This is a genomic window from Octadecabacter arcticus 238 (genome assembly GCF_000155735.2).
GTDB classification, from domain to species: Bacteria; Pseudomonadota; Alphaproteobacteria; order Rhodobacterales; family Rhodobacteraceae; genus Octadecabacter; species Octadecabacter arcticus.
Genome location: NC_020908.1, coordinates 5167607 through 5182190, shown reverse-complemented (window position 1 = coordinate 5182190; position 14584 = coordinate 5167607). Strand labels below are relative to the sequence as shown.

Genomic DNA, 14584 nt, shown 5'->3' with positions numbered 1-14584 from the left:
CTCGGTCAGTTCGCGCGAATCCAAACAACATAATCCAAAGTCGGCTGAATTAGTGTCTAGTCGGGCAGTACTTCGTCGCGGTCAGTGAGAACCAGATCGAGATGATCCGCCAAATAGATGCGCAGCCATGGCGTAAAAGTTTCAGGATTATGCGCGACTTCGGCCGCGAGGTCATAGATATCAACCCAACGAGTATCCGCCACTTCGTCAGGATTAGGGTCCAAACGTAGGGTTTGTGCCGTTGCTGCGGCTACAAATAGATCAACAACCTCGTGTTCAATCATACCGCCGCCAACGTCCGCACGATATTCAATCTGATCGCGAAACATGGGGCGAAGTCCGATGATCCCCAGCTCGTCCTCAAGGCGTCGCACAGCACAGAGGCCTGCGTCTTCGTTCCAGTGCGGATGCGTGCAACAGGTATTCGCCCAGAGGCCCGGTGTGTGATATTTCGATAGCGCGCGCCGTTGGATCAAGACGGACGTGCCATCCATCACAAACACCGAAACCGCTTTGTGGCGAACTCCCAGCTGGTGGACCTCAAGCTTATCCATTGGCGCAAGCACGCCGTTCACCCAAGCGGGAATCATTATCGTTTGTGCCCCTGCTTGCTGCAGATTGAGTGTAGGATCTGCCATAATTCGCACCTCTTGGACGTTTTGGGCAATATGACCTATCGGCCTACGCCTTGCACGTGGCATGATATCGCATATCAGGCACCTAGTGGATATTCTGCTGGACGACTAAGTCCTAAAGACTAATTCTCGACTCGAAGCGCCAACCGCCGTATTCAGATATGACGCTAGGGAGATGCCTATGTCCAAGTTTATCTATGCCGCCGCGATTACGCTTCTGGCCGCACCCGCCTTCGCAGATGGCCACAGCGCGACTGGTGATGCCGCCGCCGGCGAGCAACAGTTCGACCGTCAGTGCGTGGCTTGCCACATTGTTGCAGATGCAGATGGCGAAGTTCTTGCCGGGCGCAATGCAAGCACGGGACCAAATCTTTATGACCTCGCGGGCCGCCAACTCGGTGTTATCGAAGATTTCCGTTATGGCGATGCTATTGTTGAACTTGGGGAAGCGGGCCAAGCTTGGACAGAAGCGGCCTTTGTCGCATATGTCCAAGACCCAACCGGATGGCTGCGCGCAGAGCTTGATGACAACCGCGCACGGGGCAAAATGGCTTACCGTGTCCGTGACGCGCAAGACGCCGTCGACATCTATGCATACCTCGCGACATTCGGCGCAATAGGTGAAGAGCCCGAAGCTGAGTCAAACTAAGGGCCAGTTTAATTCGAAGAATAGGGGCTGCGCAGATGCGTGGCCCTTTTTTCGTTTCAGATTGAACGCGTGAGTCACTTTCGTGTCAGTGCGATTGCGCGGAACGGATGCTTAGGCCACAACACCTCTCGAACACAGAGAGGTCCTATGCTGGACACTGCCGCCCGAAAATTAATTGATCCATCACTGAACGCGTTAGGGCGAAACCTAGCGGCGCGTGGTGTCACGGCAGATGGTGTGACGATTGCAGGTCTGGCACTTGGCTTGTTGGGAGCGTTGTTTATCGCAGTTGGTTGGCCGTTGCTGGCGCTGGTCCCATTGCTCGCGTCGCGCATCGCAGATGGTCTGGACGGCGCGGTCGCACGCGCATCAAAGACAACTGATTTTGGCGGCTACCTCGATATCGCCTGTGATTTTTTGTTCTATGGCGCCATCCCCTTTGCGTTTGTTTTGATGGACCCAACTGACAACGCCATCGCTGGCGCATTCCTGCTGATGAGCTTTTATTTCAACGGTACAAGTTTCCTCGGCTATGCCATCCTTGCGGAAAAGCGTGGCATGGAAACGTCGGCCCAAGGTATCAAGTCACTCTACTTTTCAAATGGATTGCTGGAGGGGACCGAGACCATCATCTTCTTCGTGCTATTGTGCCTGTTCCCCGCATCCTTTTCGATGCTTGCTTGGATTTTTGGGGCTCTTTGCTTTGCCACCGCAACCCTTCGTATTGTCGCCGCCCAGCGCGTATTCACCCCTAAGGAAGACTGATGAAACATATCGTTTTGATTGCAGCCCTTGTCGCCCCCACCTTCACGCTTGCCAATCCGGACCCGTCGGACTGGGACGCTGTGACGGCTGAGGCCAACGGCCAGACCGTTTACTGGAACGCGTGGGGCGGATCGACCACGACCAATGACTTTCTGGCGTGGGTCGGGGATCGCGTATTGGAAGACTACGGTGTCGTGCTTGAGCATGTGAAGCTGACCGATACGGCGGACGCCGTAACGCGGGTGTTAAGCGAGAAACAAGCGGGCGAGGACGACGACGGTGCGATCGACATGATCTGGATCAACGGGTCAAATTTCGCGGCGATGAAAGACGCTGATCTGCTGTTTGGGCCTTATGCAGAACAACTGCCGAACTGGGCTGTCGTGGATGTTGAAGGCAAAACAGTTCAAACCGATTTTACGGTGCCGATCGAGGGGTACGAATCGCCTTGGGCCATGGCGCAGGTCGTGTTCGTGCAAAACACCGCCACGATGCCAGATGAGCTCGGCTCAATGGAGGAGTTGTTGGAATGGGCGCAGGCGAACCCCGGTCGGTTCAGCTATCCGCAGCCACCAGATTTCTTAGGCACGACCTTCCTAAAGCAGGCGTTGGTTGATATTCTCGAGGACCTTTCGGTGCTGCAAACCCCAGCTACAGACGAAAACTACAGCGAAGTGACCGCTCCGCTTTGGGCATACCTTGATGCATTGACCCCGCATCTTTGGCGGATGGGCCGCGCCTATCCGGCGACAGGCACCGCAATGTTCCCGTTGATTGCTGACGGTGAGCTCGATCTGTCGATTTCATTCAGCCCGGGTGCCGCATCCACCGCAATCACGAACTTCGAATTGCCCGATACGGTGCGTACTTTCGTGCTGGATAAAGGCACTATCGGCAATGCTTCCTTTGTGGCGATTCCCTACAATTCGGGCTCTGCGGCCGGTGCGATGGTTGTGGCGAATTTCTTGATGTCACCGGAGGCACAGGCCCGCGCGCAGGACCCCAATATCCTCGGCTATGGCACCGTTTTGAATATGGACGCTTTGTCTGCCGATGAACGCGAAGCTTTCGACGCTCTGGAACTGGGCGTCGCGACCCTGTCACCTGTGGAATTAGGCTCTGTTCAGGCGGAACCGCATCCCAGCTGGATGACGCGCATCGCAGATGATTGGGCAGAACGTTACGGGACTGGGCAATAATTCAGGGTCTGTAAAACGCAATCATGCTTCGTTTCCTTCCAGCACTGACACTGCTTGCAATGTTGGGGCCCGTGGCAGCGGGCCTTTGGGGGACAGCCCTGCCCGCCTTCGGACATTTGCCGGCTGCGAGTCTGACGGGGCCGTCCCTTGACCCATTCCGAAACTTGTTCGGATGGGCTGGGCTCGGAGCGGCGGTTCGACTTTCAGTTATGTCGGGTCTCATAGCGACAAGTGTGTCACTCGCCATTGTTGTGTTCATCACTGCGAGTTGGTCCAGAACCCGATCATTTAGCGTGTTGGAACGGATGCTGTCGCCGCTGCTGTCGGTGCCGCATGCGGCTGCTGCGTTTGGTCTTGCCTTCCTAATTGCGCCGTCAGGTTGGGTGGCGCGATTGCTTTCACCTGCGCTAACAGGATGGGACCGCCCGCCTGACTTGCTCATCGTGCAAGACCCACTTGGCCTTGCGATGATTGCTGGACTGGTCGTTAAAGAGGTCCCGTTTTTGATGCTGATGACGATCGCAGCAATGGGTCAAGCGCAACCGCGAAGATCGCTGCTTGTGGCACAGGCCCTCGGCTATGGTCGACTGACGGGCTGGCTAAAAACAGTATTTCCGCGCGTCTACACGCAAATCCGCTTGCCCGTTTATGTCGTGATCGCCTATTCAATGAGCATCGTAGACGTGGCTGTTATCCTCGGCCCAAGCACGCCACCGACCCTTTCTGTGCAAATCGTAAAATGGATGAGCGACCCAGATCTTTCTATGCGTCTTACGGGGGCAGCAGCGGCGTTGTTACAACTTGCCCTCGTCATTGGTGCGTTGGGTTTGTGGTGGTGCGGCGAACGCATCGTAGCGCGCCTTGGTCATCGGTGGATCATGTCCGGCGGCCGTGGGAAATTTGATACGCCAATTCGGGCCTTCTCCCTTGGTTTAGGATCTATTTCTGCCTTCACGATTCTGTTTGGCCTCGCAGGTTTGGCTGTCTGGTCTTTTGCTGCGTTTTGGAGTTTTCCAAACGTTCTTCCAGACAGCTTTACACTGCGCACGTGGGGCCGCCATGGTCCCGATGCGATTGCTACTTTGGGGGAAACTTTTCTTGTTGCAGGTATCGCAGTGTTACTTGCGCTGGCATTGGTCCTTGGATGTCTTGAAGCAGAACACCGGAGCGGGCGCGGCCTAACGCGGCGCGGATTGTGGCTGTTGTATCTGCCGCTCCTTGTTCCGCAAACAGCGTTCCTACCCGGACTACAGACACTTCTTCTCAATCTTGGCGCCGATGTCGGCCGCTTGCCCGTTATTTTCGCCCATTTGGTGTTTGTGCTGCCCTACGTCTTCCTTTCACTTGGTGACCCTTGGCGGTCGTGGGATATTCGCTATGCCACAGTTGCAAGCGCCCTTGGTGCGCGACCTTCGACAGTCTTCTGGCAGGTGCGCGTACCGATGTTGCTGCGCCCGATCCTGACGGCGACGTCCGTCGGCATTGCAGTCTCAGTTGGTCAATACCTCGCGACTTTACTGATTGGCGGGGGTCGGGTTTCGACGCTGACAACTGAAGCCGTCGCGCTTGCATCAGGGGGAGACAGGCGCGCGATTGGCGTTTATGGCTTAATGCAAACGTTGGCCGCACTCGTGCCGTTTACGCTGGCGCTGATTATTCCGACTATACTTTGGCGTAACCGGAGGGGATTGCATGAATAAGGGTCTAATCCTGCGGAATCTGTGCATCATGCGTGCAGGTATCCCACTAATTGAGGTCGATCATGCGGTTGCCGCTGGTGAGGTTTTGACCGTCATGGGGCCGTCTGGTGTTGGAAAGTCGACGCTGCTTGCCTACATCACCGGAACTCTCGCACCTACATTTACGGGTATGGGGCAGGTCCTGCTGGACGGTGTTGATATCACGACAAAACCACCACATGCGCGTCGTATCGGCATCCTGTTTCAAGACGATCTGCTCTTTCCGCATATGTCGGTGGGCGCAAATCTGGCCTTCGGGATGCCCCCTGGTGGCGGCAAGGCTGCGCGGCGGGCGCAAGTGGAAGATGCGCTCGGCGACGTCGGGCTGACTGGTTTTGCTGATCGTGATCCTGCCACCCTGTCGGGTGGCCAAAAAGCGCGGGTCGCGTTGGTTCGAATGCTACTTTCAAATCCTTGCGCGCTATTGCTCGACGAAGCGTTTTCCCGTCTGGACGCCGACCTGCGCGCGCAAGTCAGAGATTTGGTTTTCCAGACCGCCAAGGAACGCGCCTTGCCGGTATTGATGGTCACACATGATATTGAAGATGCGCAGGCGGCGGGTGGCGCAGTTATTGAATTGGAGAGCCTTTCCAAGGGGTAAGCGATCAAGTCTGGCCGCTATATGTCGTCTTTGAGCCAGCGATCTGTTTATTCAGCAGTAATCTGGAAACGTAACTTAAGGACTCCCATGACCCACTTACTTGGCATCGACACAGGCGGCACATATACCGACGCGATATTGCTCGACGATGAGGCAGGCGTGATCGTCGCACGGGCAAAGGCCCTCACAACACGGCCAGACCTCTCGACAGGAATCGGGGCCGCGATTGACGCTGTCATGGAACAAAGTGGTGTTGCCCCGTCAGATGTGTCGATGGTGTCGCTTTCGACGACGCTGGCGACCAATGCATTGGTCGAAGGGCAAGGCGGACGGGTGGCGTTGGTGTTCATCGGGTTTGATGAAACCGAATTGAAGAGGGCCGATCTGTCAGACGCATTAAACGGAGACCCGGTGATCTTCGCGCAAGGCGGGCACAGCCATGCCGGAACTGCCATCACCGACTTGGATACAGACGCAATTCGCCATGCGTTAGAGTCTCTTTTTGTCAAAGTTTCTGGCGTCGCAATCGCCAGTCGGTTCGCGACGCGCAATCCGTCTCATGAAATTACAGTGCGCGATATTGTGCGTGACGTTCTTGGTGTGCCCGTGACCTGTTCGCATGAACTTAGTCAGGCGCTAGGGGGGCCGAAACGCGCACTGACAGCCGTTTTGAATGCCCGTCTCATCGGATTGATCGATCGCTTGATCGCGGCGACGGAGGCACACATTGAAGCGTTGGGGATCGACGCACGCTTAATGGTCGTGCGGGGGGACGGCGCGCTTATTTCCGCGGAGCTGGCGCGAGAGCGGCCTATTGAGACAATCCTAAGCGGTCCAGCGGCCAGCATCGCAGGTGCGCAATGGCTAACGGGGGCGAAAGACGCGCTTGTCAGCGACATCGGCGGGACAACAACGGATATCTGTGTCCTCAAGGACGGTGTTCCAAAGATCGATCCGCAGGGCGCCAAAGTCGGAAAGTATCGCACCATGGTCGAGGCGGTCGCGATGCGTACCTTTGGTTTGGGTGGCGACAGTGAAGTGTCTGTAATTGAGGGACTGGAAGGTGGGCTTCGACTTGGGCCGCGCCGCGTGATGCCAGTGTCACTGTTTGCGCGTGACTACCCCGAACTTGCGCACACCGCCATGGATCGCGCTTTGACGCTTGAGACGCCGTCAGAAGAGGCGACCCAGTTCGTGATCGCCCAGTGGGAGAAATTCCCTGACGGCCTAGACGCCCGCGAAGCGGCAGTTGCGTCGCGGTTGCGCGACGGCCCAGTGCGTTGGATAGACGCCGTCCAAAGCCGGATCGAAGGGCCAGCGTTGGCGCGTCTTGTACAACAGGGATTGGTTATGATTTCGGGTGTTACCCCATCGGATGCGAGCCACACTTTGGGTCATATGGTAGACTGGGACACAAGTGCGGCAGAAAAGGCGCTGACGCTTTTCGCGCGACGACGGATCGGCAGTGGTGAACGTCTGAGTTCTGGCGCTGAACCCCTCGCGCGCACCATTATTGACAGGCTTACACAGCAGACGACTTGGTCACTGTTGGAGACTGCTTTGTCAGAAGAAGGGTGGGATGATCCGGCCCAATTGGCCCGCCATCCCTTGATGACAGCAGGGCTGAAGAACCACCAAAATATCGTGCGATTTGATGCAGGTTTGGCGATGCCGGTGATAGGTCTTGGGGCGTCTGCGCAAACTTATTATGGCGCGGTGGGCACGCTTTTGGGCTGCCCCACGATCCTGCCCAACAATGGCGGCGTCGCAAATGCCATTGGTGCGGTCGTTGGTCAGGTCGCGATCCATGCCGAAGGAACAGTCACCAGCGGCGGCGCAGGTGCGTATCGCGTCCACCTGCCAGAAGGGCCAGCACAGTTTGGTGACAAGGACTCAGCTCTCACAGCTTTGCGGTTGGCCCTGACCAAACAGGCGACCGAACAGGCTATCGCGTCAGGTGTCGAAGAGGTCAGGATCACTGAAAGCCTCAACCTGCGAGAAGCACAGGTTGAGGCTCAGACGATGTTCATCGAAGCGACGTTGCGCATAACTGCCCGCGGGCGGCCGCGTATCACGACCTAATAATTCGGCCGCTTCGCGCCTTATCTATTCGGCCGCTTCGCGGCGGGGCAACACCCAATCGGGGCGGATGAAGTGGCATGTGTAACCGTGAGGAACACGCTCAAGATAATCCTGATGCTCGGGTTCGGCTTCCCAAAACTCACTCACGGGGTCCAGTTCGGTGATAACCTTGTTCGGCCAAAGACCAGATGCATCCACATCCTTGATCGTTTCTTCGGCGACAGCTTTTTGAGATTCATCCACATAGTAAATGGCTGAGCGATAAGACATTCCGCGATCGTTGCCTTGTTGGTTCATGGTCGTCGGATCGTGGATTTGAAAGAAGAATTCCAAAAGCCGACGATAGGTCATTTGTGTGGGATCAAAGTTAATCTCGATCCCTTCGGCATGGGTCCCGTGATTGCGATACGTCGCATTGGCGACATCGCCACCAGTATAACCTACCCGCGTTGACACAACGCCGGGCAGCTTTCTGATCAAGTCTTCCATGCCCCAAAAACATCCACCGGCCAGCACTGCGCGTTCAGTATTTGACATTTAAGCATCCTCCACTTGGTTACAGAATTCCCCGTAGCCTTCGGCATCCATATCAGCCTTGGCAATAAATCGCAGCGACGCCCCGTTGATGCAGTACCGCAGCCCGCCTTGATCTTGTGGTCCATCAGGAAACACATGCCCAAGGTGGCTGTCGCCATGGGTCGAACGGACCTCGGTACGGATCATACCCAGCGTGTTGTCGGTCAATTCATTGACGTGGGCGGGTTCAATCGGCTTGGTAAAACTTGGCCAGCCGCAGCCTGATTCGTACTTATCCGATGACGCGAACAGCGGCTCACCTGAAACTATATCGACATAAATGCCGACCTCTTTGTTGTCCAAATATGCGCCCGTCCAAGGGCGTTCAGTGCCACTTTCTTGCGTCACATAAAACTGCTCCGGCGTGAGAGTCGCGACAACGTCTGGGTTCTTGTTATATTTGGCCATGGTGAAATACCCCTTATCACTGCGTTAACTCATGATATGGGATCATTCGAGTGAATTACCAGTTCCTTACAGTTCGTTCACCAACCCGCGAGCAAACGATTGGGTCGCCGCATCACTTAGTTTTCTGGATCATCCAACAGCGACGTTTTGCCAATCTGGGCAATTGTAATGCTCGTCTCGGTCTTCAAGACATCCCACAGTGCGGCAAGCCCCTCTTCCCCGGCAGCGGCAATCGCAAATTGCAGAATACGCCCCAGAAAGGTGAAGTTCGCGCCTTGTTGGAACGCTTTGACCACATCTTCGCCACTGCGCAGACCGGTATCGTAGAACAGCGGGACGTCTGGGCCAACGGCTTGGCGTATGTCGGCCAACGCCGTTATGGGTGGTGGCGCACTATCAAGCTGGCGCGATCCGTGGCTGGACACCTGAATGGCGTCAACACCAGCGTCGCGCAGCATCAGAGCATCTTGGGCGTCCAACACACCTTTGACGACCAGCTTGCCGGGCCACATGTCGCGAAGTTGCGCCAGCGTGTTCCAGTTTGCTTTGGCACGGCTTTCGGTGCGATCGAATTCATATCCATCCATGTCAAAGTTCGCCATCTGCGGCTTGCCCTTGGCCAGCGCTGTCAGCGACCAACGCGGGTGACACGCAAAATCAAGGAACTGTCGTGGGCCAATCTTGAATGGCATGGTAAAGCCGTGGCGCAATTCACGGGGGCGACGGCCCACCTCGGGGACATCGACCGTTAGGATAATTGTTTCATAACCAGCGGCCTTGGCACGTTCCACGAGTTTGAATGTGCCGTCGCCATCACCCGTAAAATACAACTGAAACCACGCGTGCCCTTCAGCAGCCTCAATCAGCGGCTCCATCGCGGTGGATGCCACTGTCGATACGCCAAGCGGCACATGTTCGCGCGCTGCCAGTCGCGCAAGCATCATGTCAGCACCCGGAGCGGACAGGTTGCACATGCCCATAGGGCTGATACCGAACGGCACCTTGGCGGTCTGATCGAACAGGGGAACCGCCAATGATCTGTCACTCACGTCGCGCAAAATACGCGGCCGCAGTTCCAAATCATCAAAAGCCGCGCGATTGCGCGCCGCCCCGATTTCGCGACCAGCGGCCCCGTCGATGTAGTCAAATACCATCCAAGGCAAACGGCGACGCGCAATGCGCCGCGCGTCTGCACTTGAGTGGATACCGGCCACCATTTAGCCCACGACCGCTTTCATGAACCGATCACGGATCACGACGGGGTCCATGGTGATAACCGGCAGTTTGATGTTGCCGCTGTCACATTTCACCACGATCACAGTCATCTTTTTGCTATCTAACGCAGCCTGCAGGGTCTTTCCTGTGTCAACGTCCTGACAAACGACGACGTTTTCACAACCACAGGCCTCAGCCACTTTTTCAAGCTTGGTTTTCATACCGGCATAGGTTGGTTGGTCACCGGTTGATCCGTACGATCCGTTGTCGATGATCATCAGGATATAATTGTCAGCCACGTTATTTGCGATTGTTGGAAGCGTACCGAGGTTGGTCAGCACGGACCCGTCACCATCAATAGAAATGACAGTTTTCGGCTGGCTAAGCGCGAGGCCGAGGCCAATCGACGAAGACAGACCCATTGTTCCAAGCATGTAGAAGTTTGTGGGTTGGTCATCGATCATATGCAGCTCTTGGCTGGGTAAACCGATGTTACAGACGACCAGTTGGTCACGAAGGATGGGCGCGATGTCGCGCAGGATTTCAGATCTGATCATTGGTCGCCGTAGCCTCCCCAGAAAGATGCATCGGTCAAGATCGCGACCGGCTTGTTGCACATGAACGTATATTTCAGGATTGCGTCAAATTCGTCCGCATCAGATTCCTTGTGGAAGTGATAGGTCGGAATGTTCAACTGGTTGAGCAATGCCTTGGTGTGAACCGCCATTTCAACCTGACACGCGACAGGTTCGCGCAGCTCACCGCGATATGAGATCAGCATCGGCAACGGCATACGGTAATATTGCGTCAGCGTTGCCAGCGTGTTGATCGTCACACCAATGGCCGTGTTCTGCATGATGATACAGGGGCGTTTGCCGCCCATCCACGCGCCAGCGCACAGGCCCATGCCTTCGTCTTCTTTGTTGGACGGGATGTGAAAGATTTCTGGCCGCGCTTCGACTTCGTCGATCACACCAGCGAGTTGTTTGCACGGGACGGTGGTGATGAACGACACGTCGTTTGCTACCAGATCGTCCACAATTTTCTTGTCAATGCTCAAGGTTCGCTCCTTCGCGAAAGGTCATGGGTTGGGTTCAAGTATGATCTTTGGGGCCGCAACGTTGCCTGCACGAATGTCAGTGAACGCCTGCTGTCCGTCAATTAAGGGTCGTTGCTCTGTCCAGTCCAGCGCGCCAAGCCGGCCATCAAAAATGGCCGCAGCCGTGTCACGGAAATCTTGTGCGGTATACGTATATGTGCCCACAAATGTGATTTCTTGCAAGGTCATGCGGCGGATATCAAGGCCGCCCTCGCCCTCTCCCAAACCGATGTGCATGATCACGCCACCCGGTTGGGTTGTCGCCGTCGCATCTGCACGGGTTGCGGCGTAGCCGACGCCGTCGATGACCAGATCAGCCTGCGTCACATCACCGGGTGCGACGGCGTCAAACCCATCAATCCGATCCAGTGTTGTGCGGCGCACGGCGTTGGGTTCGGCGACAGTGATCTGCGTTGCCCCAAACGCGCGCAGGGCAAGTGCTGCGCCAACGCCAATCGCGCCACCGCCGATGACGTGGCACTTTGCATCACGCAATGGCATATCCAAAATCGTTGATCCAAGGCGGACGGCATGCCAGCCACAGGCCAGCGGTTCTGCCAAGGCCGCTTTGCGCAACGGCACTTCATCGGGCACGTACACGAGGTTCTCATCCCGCATCACAACCATTTCGGCAAACGCGCCTTCGCGTGGCGGCATGGAAATGATCATCCGTTCTGCACACAGGTTGTCACGGCCAGACGTACAGGCGCGGCATGTTCCACATGTCACCAACGGGTTGATCGTCACACGCTCGCCATCGCGCAGCCCACCAACGATCCGCCCAGCGGCCTCATGGCCAAGGATCAGCGGTGCAGGGCGGCGATCGTCATGGCCCAAGAAGGCATGCATATCAGACCCACAGATACCCGACGCCTCAATCCGGATCAGGCTTTGGCCTGCCCCCACGATAGGGTCAGGCATATCGCGGTACACAAGTGTTTGAACGGAGTCATAAACAAGCGCTTTCATTTTGCGGTATATCCCCCGTCCACCATCAGAATCTGGCCCGTAACATAGGCTGATGCGTCTGAGCACAGGAACAGCAACGGACCATCGATGTCCTCAAGCGTGCCATTGCGCCCAATACAAGTTTGCGCCGCGTTGCGCGCCGCACGTTCAGGATCGGCAAACACAGGGCCGGTCAGTTCCGTCGGGAAGAATCCTGGTCCAATGGCGTTTGCAGTGACGCCGTCCTTGGACCACGCCTCAGCCATAGCGCGGGTTAGCTGGGCGATACCTGCCTTGGAAGCGCCATAGGCGATACCACCTGAAAAGGCCCGCGTCGTTTGCAGGGACGCAAAATTCACAATCCGGCCCCAGCCCTTTGCCTTCATGGCGGGTACCATCGCTTGGCTTAGAAAAAACGGTGCGGTGAGGTTGAGCGCCAGCGTCTGGTCCCAGCCGTGTGGCGTCACATCATCGGCCGGTTCACGGGTGTTGATGCCTGCGGCGTGCACAATAATGTCTGGCGCACCAAAGGGGGCGCCAATCTTTGAGACCAGGTTTTCCATCTGGTCCCGATCTGCGACGTCGGCGACCACAGCGGCGGCGACCACACCAATCTCGTTGCATAGGCTATCCAAAGCATCTGAGCGGCGGGCCACACACACGACTTTGGCCCCAGCTTCCGCCAGCACGAGCGCCGCGCGCCGCCCCAGACCGGAACTGGCACCGGTGACGCAGGCGACCTTGCCGCCTAGATCAAAAAGGGTGTCTGGATTAGCCATCTGCGGTCAAATCGAACGTCTCATTCGGGAAATACTTGGCAAGGCGAACATCGGCTGCGCGCGCGTGGCCTTCCATTCCTTCCAGTCGCGATATCCGCGCGGTCGCTTCAGCAACCCGCTTGGACCCATCGCGTGTAGATCGCTGCCAGGTGACGATTTTCATGTATTTGTGAACGGACAAACCGCCCGTGTAACCCGCTGCGCCAGACGTTGGCAAAACGTGGTTCGTACCTGACGCCTTGTCACCGTAAGACACAGTCGTTTCTTCGCCCAAGAACAGAGAACCATAGCAAGACAACCGACCCAACCACCAATCGAGGTCTTCTGCCTGAACGGTCAAATGTTCGGGTGCATATTCATCCGAACAGGCGGCCATGTCTTCGCGGTCTTTGCACACGATCACTTCGGCATAATCACGCCACGCGGCAAATGCGTTTTCGCGGTTCAGTTCCGGAAGGTCGTCAATCAATACGGGCACGCGCGCCATGACATCTTTGGCCAAAGCCACGTCGTCCGTTACCAGCCAGACTGGCGAGTTATATCCATGCTCTGCTTGGCTCACTAAGTCCGTCGCGACGATATGCGGATCCGCAGTCTTGTCGGCCAAAACCAAGCTGTCAGTCGGGCCCGCGATCATATCGATTCCGACACGACCGAACAAGATACGCTTGGCCTCAGCGACGAACTGATTGCCAGGACCCACAAGAATGTTCGCCTTAGGCAAGCCGAACAACCCAAACGTCATTGCAGCGACGCCTTGCACACCGCCCAGCGCCATAATTTTGTGGGCGCCACAAATATGGGCTGCATAAACAATCGCGGGGGCAACGCCCAAGCCGGGACGCGGCGGCGATGTTGCGGTGATGTGGCTACACCCTGCGACCTTTGCCGTTGTCACCGTCATAATTGCACTTGCGATATGGCTATAACGCCCCCCTGGAACGTAACAGCCCGCAGCATCCACGGGGATCGCTTTCTGTCCCGCGATCAGACCTGGCGTGATTTCAAATTCAATGTCTTTGACCGTGCCCTTTTGGGCCTCGGCAAACCGACGCACGTTGTCATGGGCGAATTGGATGTCCTGTTTCAACTTCTCCGGCACACGATCGCAGGCCGCTTGGATTTCTTCGTCCGTCAGGATGATGTTCCCGTCATACTTGTCGAACTTGACCGCGTATTCACGGGCCTTGTCATCCCCGCCCGCCTCAATGTCCGTCAGGATCCCCTGAACAATGTCATGAACGTCCGACGCGCCAGATTGTGCCGTCAGCGTCGCTTTCTTGAGATAGGTCCGTGCCATATTAGGGTCGCCTTATGTCTTGTGGTCGGTGCATCGCGGGAGGTTACAGTCACCCAGTGCAAAATAGATTCGCAGTCTTGTTACACATATGTAAGCCATTACATTTAACGAGTGCAAGTCGTTACAAAGCAAGGTCATCGAAGACATAAAGAAAACAACCGTCCTCCGAGCCGAGACCATCACAGTTTCCTCCCACCAGGACGTCGCTGTTAACATCATCGAGAGCACGATGCTCACTGAGGGAAATATCAAGAACAACCACATTTATCTGCGCGAATTCTTCGATGCTTTACGGCGGGTGGCAACAAGAAGGTCGCGATCAAGATTGTAGATTATCGCGGGATCGAAAGTCTAAAAATCGTAGCGTTGGAAGACTGATATGTCGTTGATCATCAACCGCCCAACCGAGTGTCCTCAACAGTTCTGGGACAAGCAGCCTGATGGGTCGCTTAAACTGAAATCAGAGCGCCGTCCGGCGAGCTACGAGGTGTTCAGCCCACGTGACAGAACTTTGCGCGTCGAAGAGATTGGGTTAGCCGTGTTGCATGGATATGGCGAAGTCCGAGATTGCCCTTACCCATAATTCAGG

The 14584-nt window shown here is 56.2% G+C and carries 15 protein-coding genes; 6 read left to right on the top strand and 9 right to left on the bottom strand.

Annotated features, from left to right (window positions below; genetic code table 11):
- Positions 1-56: 56 nt before the first annotated feature.
- Entirely contained in the window at positions 57-638 is a 582-nt protein-coding gene (idi, locus tag OA238_RS26830) for an isopentenyl-diphosphate Delta-isomerase (protein WP_015497589.1), read from the bottom strand.
- Between the two features lie 178 nt (positions 639-816).
- Between idi and OA238_RS26825 the strand changes: the two genes are divergently transcribed.
- From OA238_RS26825 to OA238_RS26800, 6 genes are all read left to right on the top strand, one after another.
- Positions 817-1284: a c-type cytochrome gene (locus tag OA238_RS26825; RefSeq protein WP_015497588.1), complete on the top strand. Its 468-nt coding sequence runs from the start codon at positions 817-819 to the stop codon at positions 1282-1284.
- Positions 1285-1431: 147 nt separating this feature from the next.
- Complete coding sequence (locus tag OA238_RS26820) at positions 1432-2049, top strand: CDP-alcohol phosphatidyltransferase family protein (protein ID WP_044037739.1); 618 nt, start codon at positions 1432-1434, stop codon at positions 2047-2049.
- A complete protein-coding gene (locus tag OA238_RS26815; protein ID WP_015497586.1) occupies positions 2049-3248 on the top strand; it encodes an ABC transporter substrate-binding protein in 1200 nt (399 codons plus the stop codon). Before OA238_RS26820 ends, OA238_RS26815 begins: the two co-directional genes overlap by 1 nt.
- Before the next feature lie 23 nt (positions 3249-3271).
- Positions 3272-4948 (top strand): ABC transporter permease, encoded by a 1677-nt coding sequence (locus OA238_RS26810; RefSeq protein WP_015497585.1) that lies wholly within the window; start codon positions 3272-3274, stop codon positions 4946-4948.
- Positions 4941-5588 carry an ATP-binding cassette domain-containing protein gene (locus OA238_RS26805; protein WP_015497584.1) on the top strand — a complete coding sequence of 216 codons (648 nt, stop codon included), beginning with the start codon at positions 4941-4943 and terminating at the stop codon, positions 5586-5588. Before OA238_RS26810 ends, OA238_RS26805 begins: the two co-directional genes overlap by 8 nt.
- An 87-nt stretch (positions 5589-5675) precedes the next feature.
- Entirely contained in the window at positions 5676-7670 is a 1995-nt protein-coding gene (locus OA238_RS26800) for a hydantoinase/oxoprolinase N-terminal domain-containing protein (RefSeq protein WP_015497583.1), read from the top strand.
- A 24-nt stretch (positions 7671-7694) separates the two neighbouring features.
- Here OA238_RS26800 and msrA read toward each other — a convergent pair whose 3' ends face one another.
- The 8 genes from msrA to hisD all read right to left on the bottom strand — a co-directional run bounded on the left by msrA (position 7695) and on the right by hisD (position 13995).
- The gene (msrA, locus tag OA238_RS26795; protein ID WP_015497582.1) at positions 7695-8207 is read right to left on the bottom strand and encodes a peptide-methionine (S)-S-oxide reductase MsrA; all 513 of its coding nucleotides are present in this window, start codon (positions 8205-8207) and stop codon (positions 7695-7697) included.
- A complete protein-coding gene (gene msrB / locus OA238_RS26790; RefSeq protein WP_015497581.1) occupies positions 8208-8654 on the bottom strand; it encodes a peptide-methionine (R)-S-oxide reductase MsrB in 447 nt (148 codons plus the stop codon).
- Between the two features lie 116 nt (positions 8655-8770).
- Positions 8771-9871, bottom strand: coding sequence for an alpha-hydroxy acid oxidase (locus OA238_RS26785; RefSeq protein ID WP_015497580.1), 1101 nt, complete (start codon positions 9869-9871; stop codon positions 8771-8773).
- Positions 9872-10426, bottom strand: a complete 555-nt coding sequence (gene comE, locus OA238_RS26780) for a sulfopyruvate decarboxylase subunit beta (protein ID WP_015497579.1) — start codon at positions 10424-10426, stop codon at positions 9872-9874. It lies immediately after the preceding gene.
- Positions 10423-10929, bottom strand: a complete 507-nt coding sequence (locus OA238_RS26775; protein WP_015497578.1) for a sulfopyruvate decarboxylase subunit alpha — start codon at positions 10927-10929, stop codon at positions 10423-10425. The genes comE and OA238_RS26775 overlap by 4 nt, the downstream gene beginning before the upstream one ends.
- A 21-nt stretch (positions 10930-10950) precedes the next feature.
- A complete protein-coding gene (locus tag OA238_RS26770; protein WP_015497577.1) occupies positions 10951-11937 on the bottom strand; it encodes an alcohol dehydrogenase catalytic domain-containing protein in 987 nt (328 codons plus the stop codon).
- A complete protein-coding gene (locus OA238_RS26765; RefSeq protein WP_015497576.1) occupies positions 11934-12695 on the bottom strand; it encodes an SDR family NAD(P)-dependent oxidoreductase in 762 nt (253 codons plus the stop codon). The genes OA238_RS26770 and OA238_RS26765 overlap by 4 nt, the downstream gene beginning before the upstream one ends.
- Entirely contained in the window at positions 12688-13995 is a 1308-nt protein-coding gene (gene hisD, locus OA238_RS26760; protein ID WP_015497575.1) for a histidinol dehydrogenase, read from the bottom strand. The genes OA238_RS26765 and hisD overlap by 8 nt, the downstream gene beginning before the upstream one ends.
- Between the last annotated feature and the right edge of the window lie 589 nt (positions 13996-14584).